This window comes from Massilia sp. Root133, assembly GCF_001426525.1.
GTDB lineage: Bacteria > Pseudomonadota > Gammaproteobacteria > Burkholderiales > Burkholderiaceae_D > Telluria > Telluria orientalis.
Genome location: NZ_LMEW01000003.1, coordinates 151,246 through 175,799, shown reverse-complemented (window position 1 = coordinate 175,799; position 24,554 = coordinate 151,246). Strand labels below are relative to the sequence as shown.

Sequence of the window (24,554 nt, the reverse complement as noted above, 5' to 3'; positions counted from 1 at the left end):
GGGCCTTTTGTCTTGATCAGTGAGTCGAAGGACACCCATGCGTTCCCTCTTAACCCTGGCCTGCAGCCTCGGGCTGGGCTATTTGCTTGCCGCTTGCAGCGGCGGCACCACCGCCGGCGGCACGCCGACCGGCGTCGCGAATCCTGAACCGCTGCCCGTCGCGACGCGCGGCAGCATCGTGGGGCAGGCCGCCTCCGTGGCCGTCAGCGTCGGCGGTGCAAGTCTCACCACATTGACTCCGACCGTGCTGGCCGGCTTCCTCGAATCGGCCCAGCAGGGCACCTTGGCCGTTGCGGGACAGCCGCAGTGCTCGGTCTCCGTGTACAAGGTCCACTACAACACCATCGGCGGCGCCGGCGAAGCGACGGACGGCAGCGCCGCCGTCTTCGTACCCACCGGCGGCGGCGCGTCGTGCAGCAACTCGCGGCCCGTCGTGCTGTATGCGCACGGCACCTCGTTGCAGAAATCCTACGACATGGCCGACATCGCCAACAACACGGAAGCGCGCCTCGCGGCGGCCGTGTTCGCGGCCCAGGGCTTCATCGTCGTGGCGCCGAACTACACGGGCTACAGCGGCTCGTCGCTGGGCTACCACCCGTACCTGGACCGCGTCGCGCAGGCCGCCGACATGATCGACGCGCTGCGCGCCGCACGCACGTCGTTCGGGGCCATCGGCGCCAAGGATTCCGGCAAGTTGATGGTCACCGGCTATTCCCAAGGCGGCTATGTCGCGCTGGCCACGCAGCGCGCCATGCAAGACATGGGCACGAACGAGTTCACGCTGACGGCGGCGTCCGGCATGTCGGGCCCGTATGCCATCGCCCGCTTCGGCGATGACCTGTTCGGCGGCGCACCGCGTAGTGGTGCCACCGTGATCGTGCCGATGATCATCAACGCGGGCCAGCATGCGAGTGCCGCGCTGTACGCGACCCCATCGGATGTCTACGAGACGCAGTACGCCGCATCGATCGCCGACCTGGTGCCGGGCAGCCTCGGCAGCGGTGACCTCGTCGACCAGGGCAAGCTGCCGGCATCAGCCCTGTTCGCCGCGGATTCGCAGCCGCAGACGCCCGGCTACACGGCGTATTTCGGCGCCAACAACCTGATCCGCACGACCTACCGCAGCGGCTACCTGGCCGATCTCGCCGCGCACCCGTGCGACCAGAGCGCGACGTCGCCGCTGGCCTGTTCTCCAGCCCACAACCTGCGCAAATGGCTCGTGCGCAATGACCTGCGCAGCTATATGCCGAACGCACCCACGATGCTGTGCGGCGGCCATGACGACCCTGTCGTCCCGTTCTTCAACGCGACGTCGGCCGCGAGCTATTTCAGCGCGCGCGGCAGCAGGATCACGCTGCTCGACATCGACGACACGCCGAGCCTGAACGACCCGTACCGCTCGGCCAAGGCAGGCTTCGTGGCGGCCAGGACGATCCTGCGCGCGTCGTCAGGCGATGGCGCCGTCGCGTCGGCCTATCACGCCGGTCTCGTGGCGCCGTTCTGCATGGCGGCGACACGCGATTATTTTCAAACAACATTGTCACATTAAGACATGAATTCGCCGGCGGCGTTGCTATAATCGGCCGCGCTGCCGGCCTCGTCTCCCAGCCGTCGCAACAGGGTGTTGTTGCCGGTGCACGACAAAGCTTTTCGCTATACAACGATGCCGAACACTGGCATATTAGTTGGCACACGAATAGCACGGCCGTTCGTTGCATAAGAGAAAAATTTCTTTAGGAGACACAATGCGTAAGACCTCATTCGCGCTCGCGCTGTTGACCGCTGCCGTCCTGTCGGCTTGCGGCGGCAGCAGCACCAGCCCTCGCGGCGGCGACCAGACCCCGGTTACCAAGTTCAGCGCACAGGTATCGTTCGGCGACAGCCTGTCCGACGTCGGCTCGTATGCCGTCGGTACCGTCAAGGCGCTGGGCGGCGGCAAGTTCACGATCAACGGCGACAACACGTCGATCAACAAGGAACTGACCGGCAAGAACTGGACCGAACTCGTCGCGGCCCAAATGAGCCTGCCAGCACCGTGCCCGGCCCAGACCGGCCTGCAGGGCGACGCGACCAAGGGCTTCGCCGTCCCTGTCTCCTTCAACACCAACTGCCTCAATTACGCGCAAGGCGGCTCGCGCGTGACGAATCCGATCGGCCCGAACAACAAGGTCGTGAACCCGACGCTGGGCCTGACCACCGTGCCCGTGGTGACGCAGATCGCGAACCACCTGGCCAAGACCGGGGGCAAATTCAGCGGTACCGAACTCGTGACCGTGATGGCCGGCGGTAACGACATCCTGTTCCTGCTGGGCCAGCTGTCGTCGAGCGCCACCGCCGCCGGCACTGCCGCCGGTTCCCAGGCCTTCGCCGTGTCGCTGACGACGCAACTGGCCGCCGGTGCGACGAACCCGGCCACCGCGGCCCAGGCCATCGGCCTCGCGATCCAGACGGAAGCGGCGCGCGCCGGCCACACCGACGCCTCGATCGTGCAAGCCGCCGTCACCGCCGCCGTCATGGCCGGGAACACTGCCGCCGCGCAGGCGACCGTGTACGGCCCGATGGTCGCCAAGGCCCAGGCGGACGCCACGGCCGCCGGCCAGAAAGCAGGCGCCGACTACCTGACCGCGAATGCCGCGGGTGTCGTCACCGCCATGGCGACGGCCGGCGCCGAGCTGGCCGCGCTGGTCAAGACGCAGATCGTCGCCAAGGGCGCGAATTATGTGGTCGTGAACAACCTGCCGGATGTGGCATCGACGCCGTCGGGCAAGTCGCAGTCCGCGGCCGTCCAGGCCCTGATCGTGAAAGCCGTCGACGCCTTCAATGCGCAATTGCAAGCCGGTGTCGCGGACGAGCCGAAAGTCCTGTACGTCGACGTGTGGAGCGTCAGCCACGACGAAGTGATCAATCCGGCACCGTATGGCCTCACCAATACGTCGACCCCGGCCTGCGGCCCGAACGCGCTGGGTACCACGTCCCTCGTCTGCAACGCGAAGAACGTGATCGCAGGCGACGTCAGCCACTACATGTTCGCCGACGAAGTCCATCCGACGCCGTTCGTGAACTGGCTGCTCGCGCGCTATGTTCTCGAGAAGATGGAAGTCAAAGGCTGGCTGTAATCATCACGACAGGCTCGTCCCCGCGGACGGGCCATCAATAAGAATCAGGAGATAACATGAAAGTAAGTTCCAATGTCGTGAAGCTGCTGGTCGCTGCTGGCGCGCTGGCCGTGGCGGGCAGCGCCGCGGCACAGGCCAAGGGGAAGTGGGCCGTGTCGCTGGGCGCCATCGAGATCGAACCAAAGGTGGAAAGCGGCGCGATTTCCGCTCCGGCCCTGCCGAATTCGCTGGGCGACGTCGGCAAGGACACGGAACCGGTGGCGATCATCAACTACGGGATCACCGACAACATCACCGCCGAATTCACCATCGCGAAGCCATACAAGCACAGCATCTACGGCGCGGGTTCCATCGCCGGTACGGGCGAGCTGGGCACGGCACATGCCTTGCCGCCGACGTTGTTCGCGCAATACCGTTTCTTCTCGCCGAACGCGGCGTTCCGTCCGTACGTCGGCCTGGGCGTGACCTATGCCTACTTTTACAAGGAAACCGGCTCGTTCCGCATGACCGCGCTAACGGACCCGGGCGGTCCGCCGACGACGTTTAGCATCGACAACAAATTGACCTATTCGGGCCAGATCGGTGCCGTCTGGAACTTCAACGAGAAATGGTTCCTCAACGCCGCGCTCGTGAAGACCCGCCTGCGGACCGACGTGCACTTCTCGACGGGGCAGAACCAGCACATGAAGCTGGACCCGAAGTCGACTGTGCTGACCCTTGGCTACAAGTTCTGATCGCGTTTCGCGCAATAAAAAACCCGCCGTGTTCGGCGGGTTTTTTTTCGTGCACCGGGGCGATCAGAACGCCGCGATACCGGTCTGCGCACGTCCCAGGATCAGCGCGTGGATGTCGTGCGTACCTTCGTACGTGTTGACGACTTCCAGGTTGACGAGGTGACGCGCCACGCCGAACTCGTCGCTGATGCCATTACCGCCCATCATGTCGCGCGCCATGCGTGCGATGTCCAGTGCCTTGCCGCAGGAATTGCGTTTCATGATCGACGTGATCTCGACCGCGGCCGTGCCCTCGTCCTTCATGCGGCCCAGGCGCAGGACGCCCTGCAGGCCCAGCGTGATTTCCGTCTGCATGTCCGCCAGTTTTTTCTGGATCAGCTGGTTGGCGGCCAGCGGCTTGCCGAACTGCTTACGGTCCAGCACGTACTGGCGGGAACGATGCCAGCAGTCTTCCGCGGCGCCCAGCGCACCCCAGGCGATGCCGTAGCGGGCCGAATTCAGGCACGTGAACGGACCCTTCAGGCCGCGCACTTCCGGGAAAGCATTTTCTTCGGGGCAGAACACTTCGTCCATCACGATCTCGCCCGTGATCGACGCGCGCAGGCCGACCTTGCCATGGATGGCCGGCGCCGACAGGCCTTTCCAGCCCTTTTCCAGCACGAAGCCGTGGATCTTGCCTTCGTCATCCTTCGCCCAGACGACGAACACGTCGGCGATCGGCGAGTTCGTGATCCACATTTTCGAGCCGGACAGTGAGTAGCCGCCGTCGACCTTGCGCGCGCGCGTGACCATCGAGCCCGGGTCGGAGCCGTGGTTCGGTTCGGTCAGGCCGAAGCAGCCGATCCATTCGCCGGTGGCCAGTTTCGGCAGGTATTTCTGCTTCGTCTCTTCATTGCCGAATTCATGGATGGGCACCATCACGAGCGACGACTGCACGCTCATCATCGAGCGGTAACCGGAATCGACGCGCTCGACTTCGCGCGCGATCAGGCCGTAGCTGACGTAGTTCAGGCCGGGGCCGCCGTATTGCTCGGGGATGGTCGGGCCCAGCAGGCCGAGCTCTCCCATCTCGCGGAAGATGGACGCGTCGGTGGTTTCGTGGCGGAAGGCTTCGAGGACGCGCGGCAGCAGCTTGTCCTGGCAATAGGCCGCGGCGGCGTCGCGCACCATGCGTTCTTCGTCGAGCAACTGCTCGTTCAGCAGCAACGGGTCATCCCAATGGAACTGGGCTTTGCGGGGCGTATCGGAACGGCTCATGGGGCTCCTGTCTCAATCTTTGTAAGAATGTGGCGGGCGAATGGATGGCCGCCCGGGTCGATCCATTATAGAAACCCAGCCCCGCCGCATCTTTTCAAACTGCGACAGGCATTTTCATTTTTCAAACAGGGATCAGGTGCTGCCGAAGCGCCCGCCATGGAACAGCAGGGCGGACTGCGGGTGCACGGCGCAGTCTTCCACTTCGCCCACGAAGATCACGTGGTCGCCTTCCGGGTAGCGGCTGCGGTTGTGGCATTCGAACCAGGCGGAGACGCCTTTCAGGATCGGCTGGCCGGTGCGCGACAATTCGTACTCGACGCCTTCGAACGGATCGTGGCCGCGTCGCGAGAACCGGCGCGCCAGCTCTTCCTGGCCGGCGGACAATACGTTGATGACGTAGTGCGAATTGCCGGTGAAGATGGGCAGGCTGTTGGCGACGTTCGACAGGCTCCACAGCACCAGCGGCGGCTCCAGCGATACGGAATTGAAAGAGGACGCGGTCAGGCCGCGGAATTTGCCGTCGCCCAGGCGGGTCGTGATGACGGTGACGCCGGTCGCGAATTGGGACAGGGCCTGGCGAAAATGGGCGGAATCGAAACCGCGCGTGGTGGCGCGAGGTGAGCTGGTGTTCATGCGCGCATTATGCCATCAATGGCCGCAGCCTCCCCGAGCCTGCACGACCGCGCACTTTCGTTTACAGTGAAACCATGGACAACTATTTATCCCTCGAGGAGTCAGCATGAGCCAGCAATCAGCAACCGAAGTGGCCATCCTGGGCGGCGGGTGTTTCTGGTGCCTGGAAGCCGTCTATCTGGAAGCGCGCGGTATTCTCCGCGTGGAATCGGGCTATATGGGCGGCGAGGCCCCTGCGCCGACCTACGAGCAGGTGTGCGCGGGCACGACGGGCCACGCGGAAGTCGTGCGCCTGGAATTCGATCCGAACGTGATCAGTTATCGCGACATCCTGGAAATCTTTTTCACCATCCACGACCCCACGACGCTGAACCGCCAGGGCAACGACGTCGGCACGCAATACCGCTCGGTGATCTTCTTCACGTCGCCGGAACAGGAAGCCACGGCGCGCAAGGTGATGGCCGAGATGGCCGCCGTGTGGGATGCGACTATCGTCACGCATGTGCTGCCGGCCGAGCCGTGGTACAAGGCCGAGGACTACCACCAGAATTATTTTGCGCAGCACCCGTTACAGGGGTATTGCGCGTTCGTGGTGGCGCCCAAGGTGGCCAAGTTCCGCAAGATGTTCACGGACCGAGTGAAATAGCGCTAACGATACATGTACCGCCGCGACCACGGAATCAGGTCCGGTTCCTCGCCCGCCTTGCCGCACACGATCTGGTACAGGCTGATCCAGTCGTGTGCGAAGCCGTACGCGCAGCCGGCCAGGTAGACGTGCCAGATGCGGAACGTCTTCGGATCGCACGTCGCCCGGATGCGGTCGGCATTGTTCTCGAAATTCTCGGTCCACAGCGCACACGTGCGGGCATAGTGGCGGCGCAGGTTTTCCACGTCGCGGACTTCGAGTCCGCCTTCCTGCATCGTGCGGATGACGGTGGACAGATGCGCCAGCTCGCCGTGCGGGAACACGTATTTGTCGATGAACTCGCCACTGCCGTGCGGGCTGTTGCGCTGCTCGACATCGGTCGTGGTGATGCCGTGGTTCATCACGACGCCACCCGGCGCCAGCAGCTTGCCGATGCGGCGGAAGTATTCCGGTAAATTGTCCACGCCCACGTGCTCGAACATGCCGACGCTCGTGATGCGGTCAAAACTGCCCGCGACGTCGCGGTAGTCCTGCAAGCGGATCTCGACACGGTCCTGCAATCCGGCCTGCGCCACGCGCTCGCGCGCCAGCTCGTACTGGCGTTCGGAGAGCGTGACGCCGACGCAGCGCGCCCCGAACCTGCTGGCCGCGCGGATCACGAGCGCGCCCCAGCCGCAGCCGATGTCGAGCAGCGTCTGGCCCGGCTGCACGCCGATCTTGGTGAGGATGTGGTCGATCTTCTTTTGCTGGGCGGTGGCCAGGTCCTCGTCGCCGTTCTCGAAATAGGCGCAGGAATAGACCATGGCCGGGTCGAGGAACAGGCTGTAGAACTCGTTGGAGACGTCGTAGTGGTAGCGGATTGCCTCGGCATCCTTCTCGCGCGTGTGCGGCGAGACGAGGCGCAGGGCGGCGCTGGCGACGCGGCTCGCGCGCGCCGGCTTGCCCGTCGTTTCCGCGAGGGCGGAACCCACCTGGATCATGTCGGCCGCGCGTCCTTCGATCTCGAGCGCGCCTTCGACATAGGCTTCCCCGAGGTTGCCCAGCGACGGCGCGAGGAGGTAGCGCAGGCCGCCCGGGTTCGGGACGCGGATTTTCACGCGTGGCTGCTCAGGGGACAAGTCCACCTGCGCGCCATTCCATAATTCCACGCGCAGGGGCAGGTTGAATTTACTGCGTATGCCTGAGGTCCAGGCGGAAAGCTTCATTTGATCGAACACGCGTCTTCTCCGGCTGATCCTGAACCGGATGCACCGGGTCAGGGTTGCAAACGTTGCCGCGTCCAGCTGCCATCTTCCTGCCGCATATAGACGATGCGGTCGTGGAAGCGTGAACGCCGCCCCTGCCAGAACTCGATCCGTTCCGGCACCAGGCGAAAACCGCCCCAGTGTTGTGGCCGTGGCGGTGCTTCGCCATATTGACGCGCCACTTCCTCGTAGTGTTCTTCGAGGGCGGCACGGTTTGCGATCGGCTCGCTTTGTTCGGACGCGATCGCCGACAGCCGGCTTTTCAATGGTCGGCTGTTGAAATACTTATCGCTTTCCTCGGCACTCGTGCGCTCAACCCTGCCTTCGATCCGCACCTGCCGTTCAAGTTCACTCCAGAAGAATAGCAGAGCTGCAAAAGGCTTGCTTGCCAACTGCTTGCCTTTCTGGCTGTCGTAATTCGTGTACCAGGTGAAGCCGCGCGCATCGAATTGCTTGACGAGAACAATGCGCGACGTCGGCCGCCCGTCCTCGCCCACGGTGGCCACGCTCATCGCGTTCGGTTCGTTCACTTCGGCCTTCAGCGCTTCCTCGAACCAGCGCGTGAACTGGTCCATCGGGTCGTCGGCGACGTCGCTTTCGTCCAGGCGGGCCTGGCCGTAATCCTTGCGCAGGTCGGCGACTTTTTCGCCGATGGAAGGTGCCGGGGCCACCGCCTGTTCGAGGCCGCGGCGCTGGCGCATCGCGCCGCCCAGGCGCGCCATCTGATCCGGACCAAAGAGGCGCAGCGCCATCGGCGCGACGATGCCTTCTTCGCGTTCCATATGGCCGTGATAGCCCTGCACGAAGCGCCGCACGATCGACGCCGACAGCTGCGTGCCGCTGCCGTCCGCGATGCCCGTCAGTTGCTCGTGCAGGTCTTGCCACATCGCATCCATGTCCTTGTGTTCCTGCAGGATCACGGGCACGAGCGCCTGCAGCGTGGCCGCATCCTCGCCCTTGGCGACGGCGAGCAGCATCGGCAGCAGGTCCTGCTCTTCGTCTTCGTGGTGCAGGTGGGCGGCCTTGTCGAAGTATTTCAGTACGGCCGTTGCCGCCTGGCGTGCCTGCTCGTCGGCGCCGTGTTCGGGCAGGTGGGCGAGCAGTTTTTCGATGGTCGCAAGCTGTTTGCGGATGCGGCCGTGGCAATGTTTGAGGACGGCGACGGGTTGGTCGAAATCGGGAGCGGGGTCGGCTAGAAGGTTGTTCATGATCGCTGTTGTGGACGTGCAGAATGCGGAAATTTTTTGATTGACTGAAAGTTATTTTAGAGCAATGAGCGCCATTCCGTCCGGTAAAATGAAGGGATCATGACTACGATTTCCACCTCCCTCTTCGATGACGTCGACTTCGAGCGGCGCTTCGGCGGCATTGCCCGCCTCTACGGCGAGCGTGCACTGGAACGGTTCCGTGCGGCGCACGTTTGCGTGGTCGGCGTCGGCGGCGTCGGCTCCTGGATCGTCGAGGCGCTGGCCCGCAGCGCCGTCGGCCGGCTCACGCTCATCGACCTCGACAACGTGGCCGAATCCAACATCAACCGGCAGATCCAGGCCCTGTCGACCACGGTCGGCATGCCCAAGATCGAGGCGCTGAAACAGCGCATTGCGCTCATCAATCCGTACTGCGAAGTCGAGCTCGTCGAAGACTTCATCGATCCGGACAACATCCCGCAGATGATCGGGACGAACAAGCCCGGCGCGGCCCGATTCGACTACGTCGTCGACGCGATCGACAGCGTCCAGGCCAAGGCCGCGCTGATCGCCTACTGCAGCCAGCATGCGATCCCGCTGATCGTCATCGGCGGCGCCGGCGGCCAGCTGGATCCGACCAGGATCGAAGTGCGCGACCTCGCCCGTACCGAGCAGGAGCCGCTGCTGAAAAAAGTGCGCAAGATCCTGCGTGCCCGCTACGGCTTCGCGCGCGGCGAAAAGAACAAGTACCACATCGACGCCGTGTTCTCGATGGAACCGCTGCGCTACCCGCAGTCCGGCGACGCCTGCGAAGTCGACGCGAACAGCATCACGGGCCTGAACTGCGCCGGCTTCGGCTCGAGCATGGTCGTCACCGCGACGTTCGGCATGGTCGCGGCCGGCCACATGCTGCGCAAGATGGCGGAGGAGGCGAATGCCGTGCCGGTACATGTAACCGAATCCGTCGACGCTGTCCAAGTGGAAGAGGCCTTGTTATCATAGGATCAGTTTTTTACTGATTCGTGAAAAGAGGCTCCATGATCCGTCGTATTGCCGTAGCCAGCCTGCTGCTGGCGGCCGTCGCCGCCAACGCGCAGGACGCATCCCAGCAGGCCGGCGACGGCCTGCAAGGTCCCAAGGACCCGGCCCAGGCCACCGCCAACGCGGCCCATCCCGGTAACCCGAACAATCCCGTCGACCCGACGCCCGCTGGCCAGGAACAGCAAGGGCCGAAGGTGCAGGTCATCGACCACGTGATCGGCAAGGGTGCCGAAGCCAGCGTCGGCAGCACGGTCGTCGTCAACTACACGGGCTGGTTCTACAAGCCGCTGGCCGCCAAGCAACGCGGCCGCAAATTCGACTCGTCGCTGGACGCGGGCCGCGAACCGCTCGAGTTCCAGCTCGGTGCGCGCCAGGTCATCAAGGGCTGGGAGCAGGGCGTGCAGGGCATGAAGGTGGGCGGCAAGCGCACGCTGATCATCCCGAGCGAACTCGCGTACGGCAAGCGCGGCGCCGGCGGCGGTTCGATTCCGCCGGATTCCGACCTGATCTTCGACGTGGAACTCCTGAAGGTCAAATAAGGGAACCTCGAAAAACCGTCACGAGCGGCAGCAATGTCGGTTGAGAAGCGCAGCTGTACGCTAGTACAGCGAGCATCGAAGACCGACAGTGCAACGCGCAGTAGGTTTTTCGATGTTTTCTTAAGTCAAAACTCATCAACCAGGAGGACTGCATGCGCATCGCGAACGACGTGACGGAACTGATCGGCAATACCCCCTTGGTGCGGATCCGCCGCCTGGCGCAGGGCGCCGGCGCTGACCTCACCGCCAAGCTCGAGTTCTACAATCCGGCCCACAGCGTCAAGGACCGGATCGGCTGGGCCATGATCGAAGCGGCCGAGCAGGCCGGCAAGATCGGCCCGAACACCATCATCGTCGAGCCCACCAGCGGCAACACGGGCATCGCGCTGGCAATGGTGTGCGCGGCGCGCGGCTACCGCTGCCGCCTCGTCATGCCGGAAACGATGAGCAACGAACGGCGCATGCTGCTGCGCGCGTACGGCGCCGAACTGGTGCTCACGCCGGGGCCGGAAGGCATGCTGGGCGCCATCCGCCGCGCCGAGGAAATCGTCGCGGCCGACCCGAACTGCTTCATGCCGCAGCAGTTCAACAACCCCGCCAACCCGGAAGTCCACCGCCGCACGACGGCCGAGGAAATCTGGCGCGATACCGACGGCAAGGTCGACATCCTCGTGGCCGGCATCGGCACGGGCGGCACGATCACGGGCGTGGCCGAAGTGATCAAGGCGAGGAAGCCGTCGTTCCAGGCCATCGCCGTGGAACCGGAAGCGTCGCCGATCCTGTCGAAGGGCACGAAGGGCCCGCACCCGATCCAGGGCATCGGCGCCGGCTTCATTCCGGACGTGCTGAACACGAAAGCCTACGACGAAGTCATCACCGTCAAGAACGAGGATGCTTTCGAGACGGCTCGTGCGGCCGCGCGCGAGGAGGGGCTGCTGGTCGGCATCTCGTCCGGCGCTGCCCTGTGGGCCGCGATCCAGGTCGCCAAACGGCCGGAAAATGCGGGCAAGCTGATCGTGACGATCATTCCGTCGTTCGGCGAGCGCTATCTCAGTACGGCGTTGTACGCGGACCTGGCCGGCTGATCAGGCTTCCCTCGACGACAAGGCCCGCTTGCATGCGGGCCTTTTTTAATGCGCGTGCGAGTGACCGTGTGGATGGTCGTGGTCGTGGTTGTGGTCGTGGTCATCGTGCGCATGCGCCTCCAGTCCATCGTGCAGGCTGCAAGTGCGGTGCTTGGTCGTTCCTTGTTCCACCTGCAGCGTGCAGTGGTGGATGGAAAAATATTCGCGCAGGTGTTCCACGATGCTGTCGATGGCTGTGTCGCCCGGATAGCCGTCCGGCATCACGAGGTGGGCCGTGAGGGCCGTTTCCGTCGTGCTCATCGCCCAGATGTGCACGTCGTGCACTTCGGTCACGCCCGGTTGCGCGGCGAGGTAGGCCGTGACGCCGGTCGCGTCGACGCTGGCCGGTACGCCCGCCAGCACCATCTGGATCGACTCCCTGAGCAGCGACCACGTGCCCACGACGATCACGACGACGAGCACGAGGCTGACGACCGGGTCGAGCCACGACCAGCCGGTGTAGATGATCACGACGCCGGAGATGACGACGCCCAGCGACAGCAAGGCATCGGCCGCCATGTGCTGGTAGGCGCCGCGCACGTTGATGTCGTCCTTGCTGCCGGCCACGAACAGCCAGGCCGAGAAGCCGTTGATCAGCACGCCGACGAAGGCGACGATGGACACCGTCGTGCCGGCCACCGGTTCCGGATGGGCGAAGCGGTGCACGGCTTCCCACGCGATGGCGCCGCAGGCCACCATCAGCAGCAGGGCGTTGGCGAGGGCGGCCAGGATGGTCGTGCCGCGCATGCCGTACGTGAAACGGCGCGTGGGCGCGCTCTTCGTCAGCAGCGCGGCGCCCCAGGCGAGGCCCAGCCCCAGCACGTCGGACAGGTTGTGGCCGGCATCGGCCATCAGCGCCGTCGAGTTGGCGATGAAGCCGTAGATGAATTCGATGGCGACGAACGCGGTGTTCAGGCCGATGGCGATGCCGAACGCGCGACCGTTGTCGCCCGGCGTCGGGTGATGATGATGGCCATGTCCATGGCCGTGGGAATGGTGGTGACTCATGCGTCCAGTCCGGTGGTGGGTTCGGCGATGTGTTCGAACATATTGGAGAGCAGGCCGCTGATGTGGGCATCGGCGGCCGCATAGAACACCTGCTTGCCCTGGCGCTCCGCCTTGACGATGCGGGCCGCGCGCAACAGGCGCAGGTGGTGGCTGACCAGCGAACTGGACAGGTTCAACGCGCCGGCGATGTCGCCCACGGCCGTCGGCTGCGCCAGGCAGGCGAGCACGATCCGCAACCGCGTGGGGTCGCCCAGCAGGTGGAACAGGTCGGCGAGTTCGTCGACCGCGTTGTCGATGTCGGGTGGGATGCTCATGCTTAACGTTTGAAGAACTGTTCACATGTTAATCGCATAGACGTGGCGGACGCAAGCCATATCGTATGCAAGCGTGGTGAAGCGATGCGTTACGGAAGCTGGCCGTCCGTATCGCGCGTTTCGGGCTGCCCCAGCCCGAGCTTCTGCAACTGCGGCAAAATCGCCGCCCGATCCCCGACGGCGATGACTTTCAACTGCTCGGGTTTCAAGTATTTCTGCGCCGCCGCCTGCACCTGCGCCGCCGTCACGGCGCGATAGCGGTCGGGCAGGGTGCGCCAGTAATCCGCCGGCAGGTCGAACACAAAGGTCTCGGCCAGGCTCGCCCCGATGCCGCTGTTCGTTTCGAACTGTCCCGGCAGCGAATACACCTGCGAGTCGCGCGCGCCCCCGAGTTCGGGGCCCGGCAGCGGCTTGTCGCGCATGCCGTTCACTTCCCTGAAGATCTCGGCGACGGCAGGCCCCGTGACGTCCGTGCGCACGCTGCCCGCGATGGTGAATGGGCCCGGCGTGCGGTCGTAGCGGAATGCCGAGAACACGCCATAGCTGTAGCCCTTTTCTTCGCGCAGGTTGAGGTTGATGCGGCTCGAGAACAGGCCGCCCAGCGCCGCGTTCATCACCTGCATGGCCGGATAGTCCGGCGTCCTGCGCGCGGCCGCGATGGTCGTCACGCGCAGCGCCGTCTGCGGCGTGCCCGGCTTGTCGACGACGACGAGGCGCGCCCGGGTGCCGGATGGATCGCCGACCGACGTCACGGCCGCATCGGCGCGTTCCCAGCCGCCGAAGCGGGCCGCCGCCAGCGTGCGCAGCTCGTCCGCCGTGATGTCGCCGGAGACGACGAGGGCCGCATTGCCCGGCAGGTAGTGGCGGCGCCAGAAGCGCACGAGGTCTTCGCGCGTCGTCGCGCGGATCGCCTGTTCCGTGCCCAGCTGGCCGTAGCCGTATGGATGATCCGGGCCGTACAGGGCACCGGCCGCGGCGACGGCGGCGACGAGGGCGGGATCGTCGCGCTGCTGCGTCAGTTCGCCAATGCGGGAGGCGCGCTGCCGTTCGACTTCGGCGGTCGGGAAGGCCGGATGCAGCACGACGTCGGCCAGCACGTCCAGCGCCTGCGGGAACGTGGAGCGCAGCGCCAGCAGCGACACGGTCGACGCGTCCGCCGTACTCCCGCTGCCGAGGAAGGCGCCGAGCTGCGCGATCTCGTCGGCGATGCGCGGCGCGCTGCGGATGGCCGTGCCTTCGTCCAGCATCTGCGCCGTGAAGCCGGCGAGGCCCGGCTGGTCGGATGGATTGGCGTCGGAGCCGCTTTTCACGACCAGTTCCGCCGCCACGAGCGGCAGCGCGGGGTTCGGGTGGACGATGACGGTCAGCCCGTTCGGCAGCTTGAACGCGTCGCCTTGCGGCAGCGTGAAGCGCGGCACCGGGCCCGGCTTCGGCGGCGTGCGGCGCCACGCTTCGTCGTGGTTGATGCCGGCGGCGCGGTCGGTCCTGCCGGCCTTCGAGACTTGGGGCGGCGCCGGCACGTCTGGACCGAGGTCCGGCTTGCCCGGTACGCCGGCGACGATCACGCGCGCGTTCGGCTGCAGGTAGGCCTGCGCCACGCGGCGCACGTCGGCGGCGGTGACGCGGCGCAGGCGCTCGATGTCCTTCGGCAGGTAGCCCGGGTCGCCCGTGTACTGGTTGTACTGGTTGATCTGGTTCGCGAGGCCGGTGCCGCCCAGCTTTTCGATCGACGTCAGCATCGCCGTCTCGATCGTGTTGCGCGCGCGTTCGACTTCCTGTTCGGACGGTCCCGCGTCGCGCAGCGCCTTGAGTTCCGCATCGATCGCCGTCTCCAGCTCGGACGGTTCGTGGCCCGGGCGTGCGGTCGCGTCGACGATGAAGGTCGAGGTGAGCGCGTTCGAATTCTGCGCGGCCGCCGCTTCCTGCGCGATCTGGCGCTCGTACACGAGGGTTTTATACAGACGACTGGACTTGCCGCCGGCGAGGATCTGCGCCGTCACCGCCAGCTCGGCGTCGCCCGGCTGGAAGGCCGGCGGCGTGAGCCACGCCATGTACAGGCGCGGGAGCTCCACGCGGTCCGGTACCGTGATGCGGCGCTCGCGCGTGATGGCGGGCGTGGCCACCTTCGGATGCACGACCGGCGGGCTCTTTTTGAAGCTGCCGAAGTATTTCGCGACGAGGGCGCGCGTCTTGACCTTGTCGATGTCGCCGGCGATGACGATGCTGGCGTTGTTCGGGCCATAGTAGCGCTTGAAGAAGTCGCGCACGTCGGCCAGCTTCGCGTTCTGGATGTCGGCGTGCGAGCCGATGACGGCCGCGTAATACGGGTGCGTCTTCGGGAACAGCGCGTGGTTCAGCGCTTCCTCGACGACGCCGTACGGGCGGTTCTCGACGCTCTGGCGCCTCTCGTTGCGCACGACGTCCTGCTGGTTCGACAGCGCCGCCTGGTCCAGCACGTCGAGCAGGTAGCCCATGCGGTCGGCGTGGACCCACAGCGCGAGTTCGAGCTGGTTAGCCGGCACCGTGTCGTAGTAATTGGTGCGGTCGTAGTCGGTGCTGCCGTTGCTGTCGGTGGCGCCGGCGCCTTCCAGCAGGCGGTCGGCGAGGCCGCGCGGCAGGTGCCGCGTCCCGGCGAACATCATGTGCTCGAACAGGTGGGCGAAGCCCGTGAGCCCTGGCGCCTCGTTGGCGGGGCCGACGTGGTACCAGATGTTGACGGCCACGATGGGCAGGCGGTGGTCCTCGACGAGGATCACTTCCAGGCCGTTGGGGAGCGTCGTCTTGTCGTAGCGGACCTCAGGCACCTCGGCCGCTGCCGCCGGCCCTGCGAGGAGGAGGAGCAGGGAAAATCGGGACAGAAACAAGCAGGACAGGAGGCGTTTCATGCGGGCTCCGTTTTTTAATGACAGGCGGCGCTGCCGCGGTCGGGCGGGGCGATGCTGAAGGACGCGAGCCGCGTCGACTCGACGAATTCCCAGCCGTAGCCGCCCGCGTACAGGCGCAGGCGCAGCACGCCGGTGCGGTTGCTGTCGCGGACTTCGCTGTGCGCGACGGTGAACAGGAATGGCGTCGGATACGCGCCGCCGGTGCCGACGACGAACTGGCGGATGCCGTGCGTCCGGTCGAGCCGGCCATCCGCGTCCTGCGGGGCGAAGCGTTCGTAGTCGTGGTCATGGCCGGACAGCACCAGCTCGGCGCCGGCCGCGTACAGCAGCTGCCAGGCGTCGCGCATCTTCGGGATGCTGCCGTGGCCGCCCGAGCTGTACAGCGGATGGTGCCAGTAGGCGAGCGTGCAGCGCGCGGGGTGGGCGGCGAGGTCGGCGCGCAGCCAGTCCAGCTGGGCCGCGTGCTGGGCCGGGGCGAGGTTGCTGTCCAGCGAGACGATGTGCCAGGTGCCCAGCTCGAAGCTGTAGTAACCGCGGCCGGCGCGCGCGCCCCACCAGTCGAAATAGGGCTTCGCGCCCGGCGTGTAGTACTCGTGGTTGCCGGGTGCGGGCCACGTGCGGTCCTTGAAGCGGCCCCACGTCGGCGCGTAGCAGCCGGTGAATTCCTTCATGGCGCCGCGCGGATAGGTCAGGTCGCCCAGCGCCAGCACGACGGCCCGCGGGTCCTGCGCGAGGCCGGCGGCGACGGTGGCGGCCGTGTCGGCCGCGCCCGAATACGCCGGATCGCGGTACGCACAGCGCGCGATGTCGCCGGCCGCGTACACGGTGATGCCCTGGTCCGGACTTGCTGCGGCCGCGTTCAAGGAAGCGGCCGCCAGGAGCGCGGCCGCGGCCAGACGGCGCATCCTTACTCGAGCAGCCGCAAGAGGCCGGCCAGCGCGTGCGCCACCGTCTGCTCGCGTACCGCGTGGCGGTCGCCGGAGAACACGAGGCGTTCGGTGTACGTCGTGTCGCCCTTCGACCAGCCGAAGCACACCGTGCCCACGGGCTTGCCGGGTACGGCGCCGGTCGGGCCGGCGATGCCGGTCGTGGACACGGCCACGTCGGCGTTGCTGTTGGCGACCGCGCCCTCGGCCATCGCGCCCGCGACTTCCTCGCTGACGGAACCGAATTGCGCGATCAGCGCGGCCGGCACGTCCAGCATTTCCGTCTTGGAGGCGTTCGAATACGTCACGAAACCGCATTCGAACCAGCCGGTCGAGCCGGGGATTTCCGTGATGGCCTGGGAGACGCCGCCGCCGGTGCAGGATTCGGCGGTGGCCAGCAGCAGGTTCTTGGATTCGAGTGCCCGGCCCACACGGGTGGCCAGGTCGATGATGTCGTTCGTCACGTGTCGCTCCTCCTTGTAATGGCGGTAGCAGAGAACCGCCAGGTCTCCAGGATCCAACCGAGGCGCCGCCGTGTGCCGGTCGCGGAAATGTTCCGCTGCGCGCTCGCGTCCATTCTAGCGCGCCTTCCCGCCCTGCGGCGTCGTAATCTTAACGAAAAGCCATTCTTGCGGTTATGCCTTTGCTGTCCTTACAAACGCAAATGTCTTTACCGCTGTAAATGGCAGGCCCCGTTCCGTGCGACATCACCCCCGGTCGTGCTGCTATCCTCCTCGCCTTGCGGGCTGGCCCGCTTCTTGTTCATTGACCGAACCAGGACCTCGCATGCCGCTCGACCGTTTCGCGCATGACCATCCGGGGCCAGCGTACTCATGATGGTCTTTTCACGCGCAGCCGCGCGGCCTGTCCGCCGGGCGGCGCTGTGCCTGCTGATCTTCGCGGGTGCCGGCCAGGCCGGCACAGGCCCGCTTGGCGCGCCTGAGCACAAGCTCAAGGCGGCCTACCTGTACCGTGTGGCCACGTTCGTCGACTGGCCGGACGCCGCGTTCGCACGCGCCGGGAGCCCGTTGCTGGTCGGCGTCGCCGGCAACGACGCGCTGGCCATCGAAGCCGCACAGTTCATGACGGGCCGCCTCGTGCATGGCCGCCAGCTGGCGGTCCGCCGCGTCGACCCGCGCGCGCTGCCGCCCGGCCTGCACGTCCTGTACGTGGCCGCATCGCCCGCGCGCGGCCGGTTGCTCGCGGCCGTGCGCAGCCAGCCCGTATTGACGGTGTGCGACGGCGTCCCCGAACTCGGTTGCGTCGTCGGACTCGTGGCGGACGGGGATCGCCTGCGGCTGCGCATCGACCGGCTCGAAGCGATGGCCGCGCAGCTGCGCATCAGCGCGCGCCTGCTGGCGCTGGCGACGTGGTGACGCCATGATCCGTCCGCGCCGCTCCATTCGGGAAAAACTCGTCACGATCGTGATGTCGACGACGCTCGCCGCGCTGGCCGTGTCCGTCGGCACCGTCGTCGTGTACGACCTGCGCAGCTATAAACATGCGCTGCTGAACGACCTCGCGACGCAGGCCGAACTGGTGGGGCACATGACGTCGGCCGCGCTGGCCTTCGACGATGCGCGCCTGGCGCGCGAGAACCTGGCCCTGCTGCGCAGCCGGCCGTCGGTGCGCGCCGCCGCGATCTACGACGAGAAGGGCGCGCTGTTCGCGACCTACGTGGCGCCCGGCGCGGACAGCACGTTCCCGGCGCGGCCCGCGAAGGGCGGCCGGTCCGTGCATGCGGGCGGCACGGAAACCTATGTCGGGAGCGGCGACGAGCTGGTGCTGTACAAGCCGATCATCGAAAACGGCGACCTGCTCGGCACCGTCTACCTGCGCTCGGAAAACCAGCTGATGGAACGCATGCGCGACTATCTCGTCATCTGCGCGTGCGTGACGGTGCTGGCCCTGTTCACCGCGTGGCTGCTCGTGCGCCGTCTCGGCCACACGATCACGACGCCCATCGACGCCATCACCAGGATCGCGCGCGAGGTCGTGGCGCGGCGCGACTATTCGCGGCGCGCGCCGCGCATCAGCGAGGACGAGGCGGCGGAACTCGTCGACTCCTTCAACGCGATGCTGACCGAGATCGAGCAGCGCACGCGCGCGCTGGAAGACTCGAACCGCGAGATCGTGCGCCTGAACGAAGGCCTGGAAGCGCGCGTGCAGGAACGCACGGCCCAACTGGAGCTCGCCAATTCGGAACTGGGACTCGCGATCGACGAGGCGCGGAATGCCAACCAGGCCAAGTCCGCGTTCCTGTCGTCGATGAGCCATGAACTGCGCACGCCGCTGAACGCCATCCTCGGCTTCGCGCAGATCCTGGCATCGAAGGACATGCCGACGACGCCGGAGCAGAAGCTCGAATTCTCCGGCCACATCCTGAAATCCGGCCGGCACCTGCTCACCCTGATCAACGAGATCCTCGACCTGGCCAAGGTCGAGGCGGGGGCCGTGAGCCTGTCGATGGAACCGGTGCTGCTGGCCGAGGTGCTCGCCGAATGCGAGGGCATGATCGCGCCGCTGGCCGCCGCGCGCGGCGTGCGCGTGCTGTTCCCGGAGGCGCCGACGGCGCGCCTGCAGGCCGACCGCACGCGCCTGAAGCAGGTCCTGCTGAACCTGTTGTCGAACGCGGTGAAGTACAACCGCGACGGCGGCGCCATCGTCGTCGATTGCGCGCAACCGGCGCCGCAGCGCCTGCGCCTGTCGGTGCAGGACACGGGCATGGGCTTGAGCCCCGAACAGGTCGCGGGGCTGTTCCAGCCCTTCAACCGCCTGGGCCAGGAAGCGGGCACGCAGGAAGGCACGGGCATCGGCCTCGTGGTGACGCGCCGCCTCGTCGAGCTGATGGGCGGCGAGATCGGCGTGACCAGCAGCCCCGGCGTGGGCAGCGTGTTCTGGATCGAGCTGGCCGTCGCCGGTACGGATGGCGCGCTGCCCGCCGCTCCGCCTGCCGCGCGGTCGGTGCCCGTCCCGGCGGACGGCGCCGGACCCGGAGAGCCGCATACGGTGCTGTACATCGAAGACAATCCGGCCAACCTGAAGCTCGTGCAGGAGATCGTGCGCTTCCGGTCCGACCTGCGCCTCGTGAGCGCGCCGGACGGCCACTTCGGCCTGTCGCTCGCGCGCAGCCAGAAACCCGACATCATCCTGATGGACCTGAACCTGCCCGGCCTCTCCGGGTTCGAGGTCCTGGCGCAGCTGCGCCGCGAACCCGAGACCGCGCGGATCCCGGCCATCGCGGTATCCGCCAACGCCATGCGCGCCGACATCGACCGCGCGCTGGCGGCCGGCTTCACGTACTACCTGACCAAGCCGATCGACATCGGCCAGTTCAACGAGGCGATCGACGCCGTACTGTCAGCCCGAATGAGGACGACCCCATGATTTCCCCCGCCGACATCCGCCACGCGCGCATCCTCGTCGTCGACGACGAGCCGGTGAACGTGCAGCTGCTCGAGTTCCTGCTCAAGACCAGCGGCTACGAGAACGTCGCCAGCACCACCGACCCGCGCCAGGTGGCCGCGCTGCACCTGCAGCACCGCTACGACCTGATCATCCTCGACCTGCAGATGCCGCACATGGACGGCTTCCAGGTGATGGAAGCGTTGAAGCCGATGGAGCGCGAGTCCTGGCTGCCCGTGCTCGTGGTGACGGCGGAGCCGGACAAGAAGCTGGCCGCGCTGGAAGCGGGCGCGCGCGACTTCATCGGCAAGCCGTTCGACACGGTGGAGGTCCTGACGCGCATCCGCAACCTGCTCGAAGTGCGGCTGTTCCACAAGGAGTCGCAGGACTACGGCGCGCGCATGGAGCGCACGGTGCGCGAGCGGACGGCCGAGCTGCAGCGCTTCCGCGGCGCGATGGACGCGACCACCGACGCCATCTTCCTCGTCGACGCGCGCACGATGGCGATGATCGACGTGAGCGACGGCGCCTGCCGCATGCTGGGTTTTTCGCGCGAGGCGCTGCTGCGCATCGATCCGGTGGCGCTGGGCCTCGCGGAACGCGCGCAGCTCGAACGCTATGCGGACCCGGCGTCCACGTCGCGCGAGCACGACATCGTCGAGACGGAGCTGCTGCGCTCGGACGGGCAGGGCGCGGTGCCGGTCGAGATCAGCTGGCAGCTGCAGCAGCAGGACAACAGCCACCGCATCCTGATCGCCGTCGCGCGCGACATCAGCGAGCGCCTGCAGGCCGCGCAGCGCCTGAAGCACATGTCGAACTACGACAGCCTGACCGGCCTGCCGAACCGCAGCCTGTTTTTCCATACGCTACGCGACGCCATCGAGCTCGCGCAGGACAAGAACTGGCGCATCGCCGTGCTGTTCATCACGCTCGACCGCTTCAAGATCGTCAACGACTCGCTCGGCCCCGCGCTGGGCGACGAACTGCTGCGCCAGTTCAGCACGAGACTGGTGCGCTGCGTACGCCTGCGCGACACGATCGGCCGGCTGGGCGGCGACGAGTTCGCGCTGATTCTGACGATGACGCGCGAGCAGACGGAGGACGAAGCGGTCAGTGTCGCCAACGAGGTGCGCGAGGCGCTGCGCGCGCCGTTCGACCTGAACGGCCAGCAGGCCGTGCTGACGGCCAGCATCGGCATCGCGATGTACCCGGACGACGCCACGGACCCGGGCACGCTGGTGAAATACGCGGACGTGGCGATGGTGCGCGCGAAGGAGGCGGGCCGCGACGGCTACCGCTTCTTCACGGCCGGGATGAACGTGCAGGTGCTGGCGCGGCTCGACCTGGAACTGGCGCTGCGCGCGGCCATCGACGGCGAGCAGTTCGAGCTGCACTACCAGCCCAAGCTGGACCTGAACACGGGTCGCGTGACGGGCGTGGAGGCGCTGCTGCGCTGGCGCCGTCCCGGCGTGGGCCTCGTGTACCCGGCCGAATTCGTGCCCGTCATGGAGGACACGGGCATGGTCGTGCGCGTGGGCGCGTGGATCATCGGCGAGGCCTGCCGCCAGATCGCCGCCTGGAACGCGGAAGGCGTGCGCGACGTGCGCGTGGCCGTCAACGTGTCGAGCCGCCAGTTCGTCGAGGGCGACCTGGAAGGCGACATCCGCGCGGCGCTGGCGGAACACCGCGTGGACCCGGGCCTACTCGAACTGGAGCTGACGGAAAGCGCGCTGATGTCGAACTTCGAGCACACGGTGCAGGTGCTGGAGCGCCTGAAGGCGCTGGGCATCCGCATCGCCATCGACGATTTCGGCACCGGCTATTCGAGCCTCGCGTACCTGAAGCGCTTCCCGATCGACAAGCTGAAGATCGACATCGCGTTCGTGCGCGACATCACGACGAACCCGGACGACGCGGCGATCGCGCTGGCCATCATCAGCATGGCGCACAGCCTGCACATGCAAGTGATCGCGGAGGGCGTGGAATCGCGCGCGCAGATGGCGCTGCTGCGCCGTCACCGCTGCGACGAGATCCAGGGTTTTCATTTTTCGCGCGCGCTGCTGCCGGCCGACCTGGCCCGGCTGGTGCTGGAGAACCGCGCCCAGCCCACGCGGCCCGCGGAGGACGACCGCAACGTCCAGACGCTGCTGCTGGTGGACGACGACGTCAACGTGCTGGGCGCGCTGCACCGGCTGTTCAGGCGCGACAACTACCGTGTGCTGACGGCCGCGTCGCCGTCCGAGGGTTTTGAATTGCTGGCGCTGTACCACGTGCAGGTGATCCTGTGCGACCAGAAGATGCCCGGGATGAACGGCACCGAATTCCTCAGCAAGGTCAAGGAGATGTATCCGGACACGATGCGCATCATCCTGTCCGGCTACACGGGCGTGGAGACGGTGCTCGATTCGATCAACCGGGGCGCCATCTACCGTTTTTACACGAAGCCGTGGAACGAGACGGAATTGCGCGACAACGTGCGGCTCGCGTTCCGCCAGTACTGGCTCACGCACGGGCCGTACGACGACCGCAAGACGCCGCGGGGGGACGAGGAAGCGGCGTAGGTCAGCCCGGACTGAAGTGGTCCCAGCCGGCCAGCTGCAAATCCAGCGCCGCACCGTCCGCGTCGACGAGGCGCAGGCCCGGTTCGGCAGTGATCGACCCCACACGCGTCACGGCCGTCCCGCAGGCCGTGCCGGCGGCCACGATGGCATCGCGCTGCGCCACCGGCGCCGTGAAGCACAGTTCGTAATCGTCCCCGCCGGCCGCGGCGAAGCGGCGGCGCAGTCCGACCGGCTGGCGGGCCAGCGCCGGGCCGGCCGGCAGCGCGTCCACGTCCAGCACGGCGCCCACGCGCGACGCGGCAAGGATGTGCTTCACATCGCCCACGAGGCCGTCCGAGATGTCGAGCGCGGCGTGCGCGAGGCCGCCTTCCGCGAGCAGGCGCCCGAGCGCCACGCGCGGCGTGGGCGCGTGCATGCGCTGGCCGGTGGCGGCGTGGTCGGCGGCGTCCAGCGCGACCTCGCTGCGGCGCGCGGCCAGCCACAGGCGCGCATCGCCCAGCGTGCCCGAGATCCAGATGTCGTCGCCCGCGCGCGCCGCGTCGCGCCGCAGTGCCTGGCCGGGCGCCAGTTCGCCGAAGATCGTGATGCAGACGTTCAGCGGGCCCTTGGTCGTGTCGCCTCCGACCAGCTCGCAGCCGTGGGCGTCGGCCAGCGCGAACAGGCCGCGCGAGAAGGCGTCGAGCCAGTCGGGTTCCGCCGCGGGCAGCGACAGCGCCAGCGTGAAGCCCAGCGGCCGCGCGCCCATCGCGGCGAGGTCCGACAGGTTCACGGCGAGACACTTGTGCCCGAGCGTGAACGGGGCGGCGCCGGCAAAGAAATGGCGGTCCTCGACCAGCATGTCGGACGAGATGGCGAGCACCTTGCCGGGCGTGGGGGACAGCAGCGCGCAATCGTCGCCGATGCCCAGGAAGGTGTTGGGGCCGGGCGCACGGTCGCGCTGGAAGTAGCGTTTGATGAGATCGAATTCGGAGAGCATGCCGCGATTCTAATCCGTGATCGTCGCCACGTGGGCCGCGCGCCGGTAGCCGCCAGGGCCGATCCCGTAATGGCGCTTGAACACGCGGTTGAACGCCGCCTCCGACTGGTAGCCGACGGCCAGCGCGACGTCGCCGACGGCGCCTTCGCCCTGCAGCAGGGCGCGGGCGGCGCGCGCCATGCGCAGCTGGGTCAGCATGTCGGCCGGCGGCATGCCGCACAGGCGCGCGAACAGGCGGGCGAACGTGGCGCGCGACATGTGACAGGCCTCTGCCAGGTCTTCCACCTTCCACGGCCGCTCGGGCGATTCCAGCATGCGGGCGAGCGCGTTGCCCAGGCGGCGGTCGGCCAGGATGGCGAACAGGCCGGGCGCCTCGTGACCGGTCCCGTCCAGCCAGGCGCGCAGCAGTAGCGCGAACAGGGCGCCCGACAGCTGGGCGACGACGACGTCGCCGCCGGGCCGCACCGCGGTCGTCTCGTGCTGCAGCAGCCGCACGAGCGCATGCAGGCCGGGGAAGTCATCGGCGCGGCTGGCGCGCACGACCATCACGTCGGGCAGGGCGCGCGCGAGGGCCTGGCGCGCGGCGCCGTCGAACACGAAGCTGCCGCACAGGATCGCGGTGGCGGGGCCATCGCCCTCGTTGCCCTTGCGTTGCAGCGGGCCGTCGGCGCCGAGTGACCGCACCGGGGCGGCGTCCGCGGCCGGCCCCGCGTGCAGGCGGTGCGCGCTGCCGCTGGGGAAGACGACGACGTCGCCCGTGGCCAGGTCCAGCGTGGCGTGTCCGGGGACGTCGACGCGCGCGCCGCCTTCGACGATCACGTGGAATGGCGCCACGCCCGGCGTCGCGGCGGGTTCGTCCAGCACCCAGGGCGCCGCCAGTTCGCAGCGGATGTCGAGGGAGGTGCGGATCGTGTAGAGGGACAGCAGGCGGCTCAGGGTATCCATGTTTTTATCAGAT

The 24,554-nt window shown here is 67.0% G+C and carries 21 protein-coding genes; 10 read left to right on the top strand and 11 right to left on the bottom strand.

The genetic code is table 11. From position 1 onward, the window contains the following. Positions 1–37 precede the first annotated feature (37 nt). The 3 genes from ASD28_RS04570 (at position 38) to ASD28_RS04560 (ending at position 3,850) form a co-directional block, all read left to right on the top strand. Positions 38–1,549 carry a S9 family peptidase gene (locus ASD28_RS04570; protein ID WP_056124640.1) on the top strand — a complete coding sequence of 504 codons (1,512 nt, stop codon included), beginning with the start codon at positions 38–40 and terminating at the stop codon, positions 1,547–1,549. A gap of 196 nt (positions 1,550–1,745) precedes the next feature. Beyond that, positions 1,746–3,116: an SGNH/GDSL hydrolase family protein gene (locus tag ASD28_RS04565; protein WP_056124636.1), complete on the top strand. Its 1,371-nt coding sequence runs from the start codon at positions 1,746–1,748 to the stop codon at positions 3,114–3,116. Positions 3,117–3,172: 56 nt separating this feature from the next. After that, a complete protein-coding gene (locus tag ASD28_RS04560; RefSeq protein ID WP_056124634.1) occupies positions 3,173–3,850 on the top strand; it encodes an OmpW family protein in 678 nt (225 codons plus the stop codon). Between the two features lie 63 nt (positions 3,851–3,913). Here the strand turns inward: ASD28_RS04560 and ASD28_RS04555 are convergent, their stop codons facing one another. Beyond that, on the bottom strand, positions 3,914–5,107 hold the full coding sequence (locus ASD28_RS04555; protein WP_056124630.1) for an acyl-CoA dehydrogenase: 1,194 nt from the start codon (positions 5,105–5,107) through the stop codon (positions 3,914–3,916). A 132-nt stretch (positions 5,108–5,239) separates the two neighbouring features. Then, positions 5,240–5,740, bottom strand: a complete 501-nt coding sequence (locus tag ASD28_RS04550) for a flavin reductase family protein (protein ID WP_056124627.1) — start codon at positions 5,738–5,740, stop codon at positions 5,240–5,242. 106 nt (positions 5,741–5,846) lie between these two features. On the opposite strand from ASD28_RS04550, the gene msrA reads away from it, so the two are divergent. Continuing rightward, the gene (gene msrA / locus ASD28_RS04545; protein ID WP_056124623.1) at positions 5,847–6,386 is read left to right on the top strand and encodes a peptide-methionine (S)-S-oxide reductase MsrA; all 540 of its coding nucleotides are present in this window, start codon (positions 5,847–5,849) and stop codon (positions 6,384–6,386) included. Positions 6,387–6,388: 2 nt separating this feature from the next. Here the strand turns inward: msrA and ASD28_RS04540 are convergent, their stop codons facing one another. Together ASD28_RS04540 and pdxH are read right to left on the bottom strand one after the other, a co-directional pair. After that, positions 6,389–7,603, bottom strand: a complete 1,215-nt coding sequence (locus ASD28_RS04540) for a cyclopropane-fatty-acyl-phospholipid synthase family protein (protein WP_056124620.1) — start codon at positions 7,601–7,603, stop codon at positions 6,389–6,391. A 38-nt stretch (positions 7,604–7,641) separates the two neighbouring features. Beyond that, entirely contained in the window at positions 7,642–8,838 is a 1,197-nt protein-coding gene (gene pdxH / locus ASD28_RS30840) for a pyridoxamine 5'-phosphate oxidase (protein WP_082577098.1), read from the bottom strand. Between the two features lie 99 nt (positions 8,839–8,937). On the opposite strand from pdxH, the gene tcdA reads away from it, so the two are divergent. The 3 genes from tcdA (at position 8,938) to cysK (ending at position 11,482) form a co-directional block, all read left to right on the top strand. Beyond that, entirely contained in the window at positions 8,938–9,819 is an 882-nt protein-coding gene (gene tcdA / locus ASD28_RS04530) for a tRNA cyclic N6-threonylcarbamoyladenosine(37) synthase TcdA (RefSeq protein WP_082577099.1), read from the top strand. A 35-nt stretch (positions 9,820–9,854) separates the two neighbouring features. Continuing rightward, positions 9,855–10,397, top strand: coding sequence for an FKBP-type peptidyl-prolyl cis-trans isomerase (locus tag ASD28_RS04525; RefSeq protein WP_056124617.1), 543 nt, complete (start codon positions 9,855–9,857; stop codon positions 10,395–10,397). Positions 10,398–10,549: 152 nt separating this feature from the next. Next, complete coding sequence (cysK, locus tag ASD28_RS04520; protein WP_056124615.1) at positions 10,550–11,482, top strand: cysteine synthase A; 933 nt, start codon at positions 10,550–10,552, stop codon at positions 11,480–11,482. A gap of 45 nt (positions 11,483–11,527) precedes the next feature. Here the strand turns inward: cysK and ASD28_RS04515 are convergent, their stop codons facing one another. The 5 genes from ASD28_RS04515 to ASD28_RS04495 all read right to left on the bottom strand — a co-directional run bounded on the left by ASD28_RS04515 (position 11,528) and on the right by ASD28_RS04495 (position 17,118). Beyond that, on the bottom strand, positions 11,528–12,529 hold the full coding sequence (locus ASD28_RS04515; RefSeq protein ID WP_056124613.1) for a cation diffusion facilitator family transporter: 1,002 nt from the start codon (positions 12,527–12,529) through the stop codon (positions 11,528–11,530). Then, positions 12,526–12,843 carry a helix-turn-helix transcriptional regulator gene (locus ASD28_RS04510; protein WP_036236165.1) on the bottom strand — a complete coding sequence of 106 codons (318 nt, stop codon included), beginning with the start codon at positions 12,841–12,843 and terminating at the stop codon, positions 12,526–12,528. The genes ASD28_RS04515 and ASD28_RS04510 overlap by 4 nt, the downstream gene beginning before the upstream one ends. 89 nt (positions 12,844–12,932) lie before the next feature. Continuing rightward, the gene (locus ASD28_RS04505; protein ID WP_056124610.1) at positions 12,933–15,728 is read right to left on the bottom strand and encodes a pitrilysin family protein; all 2,796 of its coding nucleotides are present in this window, start codon (positions 15,726–15,728) and stop codon (positions 12,933–12,935) included. Positions 15,729–15,742: 14 nt separating this feature from the next. Beyond that, positions 15,743–16,633 (bottom strand): metallophosphoesterase, encoded by an 891-nt coding sequence (locus tag ASD28_RS04500; protein ID WP_056124608.1) that lies wholly within the window; start codon positions 16,631–16,633, stop codon positions 15,743–15,745. 2 nt (positions 16,634–16,635) lie between these two features. Next, the gene (locus ASD28_RS04495) at positions 16,636–17,118 is read right to left on the bottom strand and encodes a CinA family protein (protein WP_036236278.1); all 483 of its coding nucleotides are present in this window, start codon (positions 17,116–17,118) and stop codon (positions 16,636–16,638) included. 369 nt (positions 17,119–17,487) lie between these two features. On the opposite strand from ASD28_RS04495, the gene ASD28_RS04490 reads away from it, so the two are divergent. The 3 genes from ASD28_RS04490 to ASD28_RS04480 are packed head-to-tail and all read left to right on the top strand — an operon-like array spanning position 17,488 to position 22,620. Continuing rightward, the gene (locus ASD28_RS04490; protein WP_056124605.1) at positions 17,488–18,030 is read left to right on the top strand and encodes a YfiR family protein; all 543 of its coding nucleotides are present in this window, start codon (positions 17,488–17,490) and stop codon (positions 18,028–18,030) included. Positions 18,031–18,034: 4 nt separating this feature from the next. Continuing rightward, positions 18,035–20,041 (top strand): ATP-binding protein, encoded by a 2,007-nt coding sequence (locus tag ASD28_RS04485; RefSeq protein WP_056124601.1) that lies wholly within the window; start codon positions 18,035–18,037, stop codon positions 20,039–20,041. After that, positions 20,038–22,620 (top strand): EAL domain-containing protein, encoded by a 2,583-nt coding sequence (locus ASD28_RS04480; protein WP_056124598.1) that lies wholly within the window; start codon positions 20,038–20,040, stop codon positions 22,618–22,620. Before ASD28_RS04485 ends, ASD28_RS04480 begins: the two co-directional genes overlap by 4 nt. A gap of 1 nt (position 22,621) precedes the next feature. On the opposite strand, the gene thiL is transcribed toward ASD28_RS04480, so the two are convergent. Together thiL and ASD28_RS04470 are read right to left on the bottom strand one after the other, a co-directional pair. Next, positions 22,622–23,596, bottom strand: coding sequence for a thiamine-phosphate kinase (thiL, locus tag ASD28_RS04475; RefSeq protein ID WP_056124596.1), 975 nt, complete (start codon positions 23,594–23,596; stop codon positions 22,622–22,624). A gap of 9 nt (positions 23,597–23,605) precedes the next feature. Further along, positions 23,606–24,541, bottom strand: a complete 936-nt coding sequence (locus ASD28_RS04470; RefSeq protein ID WP_056124593.1) for an AraC family transcriptional regulator — start codon at positions 24,539–24,541, stop codon at positions 23,606–23,608. Positions 24,542–24,554: the final 13 nt, after the last annotated feature.